Annotated in this window: 1 protein-coding gene and 1 pseudogene; both read right to left on the bottom strand. The window is 70.5% G+C overall.

What is annotated here, in order from left to right; genetic code table 11:
• Positions 1 to 343, bottom strand: a pseudogene (locus G6027_RS18315) (hypothetical protein); the annotation flags it as partial.
• Between the two features lie 16 nt (positions 344 to 359).
• On the bottom strand, positions 360 to 1,394 hold the full coding sequence (locus G6027_RS16445) for a decaprenyl-phosphate phosphoribosyltransferase (RefSeq protein WP_182638089.1): 1,035 nt from the start codon (positions 1,392 to 1,394) through the stop codon (positions 360 to 362).
• Positions 1,395 to 1,532 lie beyond the last annotated feature (138 nt).

Below are 1,532 nucleotides of genomic sequence, written 5' to 3'. Positions count from 1 at the left end.
TGAGCCGATAGCCGACCACCTCGTGCGTGAGGTAGACGAGATAGGTCCACAGCGTGGAGGTGTTGGACTCGACCCGCTCCCCCGCGTTGAAGACGGGTCCGTTCCCGGCGATGAGGTTACGGACCGTGCGCAGGACGATCAGCCCGTCGTCGGCGATCCACCGACGCTGCCACGCGCCGGCGAGGAACACCGCCACCACCACCACGAGTCCGCCCCAGAAGACCGCCGGCTCGGCCCGGGGCCGCTCGGCGATCCGCTCCGAGATCCGCGAGGCCACGGGCGCGGGGGGCCGGTCCGGTGCCGGACGCCCTGCTCCCGAACTCCCCGCCGTCACCCCCGACATCGCCCGCCCACCCCGGTCAGGCGAAGGACGGCACGAGGTAGACGCCGATCACGACGGTCAGGACCCACAGCCCGGCCAGGACCTGCAGGACGCGGTCGCCGAGCGCGATGTCCTCGGGCTCGCCGGCCTGGGCGGCGTCGACATCGACCGCATAGCGCAGCACCGCGATGGTGAACGGCACGATCGAGATCTGCAGCCACACGGCCGAGCCGGACGGCTGGGTGGGGTCGGACCCACGGTCGTACGCCCACAGGGCGTAGCAGAGCACGAGTACCGTCGCCGACAGCGTCCACACGAATCGCAGGTAGGTCGGCGTGTAGCTCTCCAGGGCCTTGCGGATCTTCGCACCGGTCCGCAGGTGCAGGTTCAACTCGGCGTACCGCTTACCGGCCGCCATGAACAGCGAGCCGAACGCCATGACCAGCAGGAACCACTGCGAGATCTCGACCTCGGCCGCCGCGCCGCCCGCCACCGCGCGGAGCAGGAAGCCGGAGGAGACGAACGCGATGTCGAGCACCGGCTGGTGCTTGAGTCCGAAGCAGTACATGAGCTGCAGCACGATGTACACGGCCACGACGATCGCCAGCGCCGGATGGGTGAACAGCACCGAGATGCTGATCGAGGCGATGATGAGCACCACCGCCATGCCGTAGGCCAGTCCGACCGGGAGCACCCCGGCGGCGATGGGACGGAACCGCTTGGTGGGGTGCGCGCGGTCCGCCTCGACGTCCATCGCGTCGTTGATCAGGTACACGCTCGAGGCCGCCATACAGAACGCCACGAAGGCGATGAATACCGAGAAGAGGACCGAGGTGTCGGTGAGCGTCTGCGACCCGGCCGCGGCGGGCGCCGCGACCACGAGGACGTTCTTGACCCACTGCCGTGGCCGGAGGGCCTTGATCATGCCGTCGAGCAGGTTCTTGGGCGGCGAGCCCTTGGCCTCCTCCTCGGCCTCGGCGAGGTCGATCTCGTTGGCGGTGTGCGGTTCCGCACCGAGGAGGTGGTGATCGCCCCCGCCCCGGGAGGCCGGGACTCCGGTCTGATCGGTCATCGATTCTCCTCGGGGGTCGGGGTGGTGCGCGATCCGGGCGCGCCGTCACGCAGCGCCTCCGGCAGTAGGCGCTGGACGGGGTCCGTGGGCCAGACCGCGCGGGTGAGCGCGGCGCAACCCGCGCCGACCGCGGCGCCG

This window comes from Dietzia sp. SLG310A2-38A2 (assembly GCF_014145095.1).
Classification (GTDB): Bacteria; Actinomycetota; Actinomycetes; order Mycobacteriales; family Mycobacteriaceae; genus Dietzia.
The sequence above is the reverse complement of the archived record's forward strand: the minus strand, read 5'-3'. Positions and strand labels throughout refer to the sequence as shown.

Coding starts and splice junctions, on each gene's coding strand:
- G6027_RS16445 (WP_182638089.1), bottom strand. CDS start 1,394: ATGACCGATCAGACCGGAGTCCCGGCCTCCCGGGGCGGGGGCGATCAC.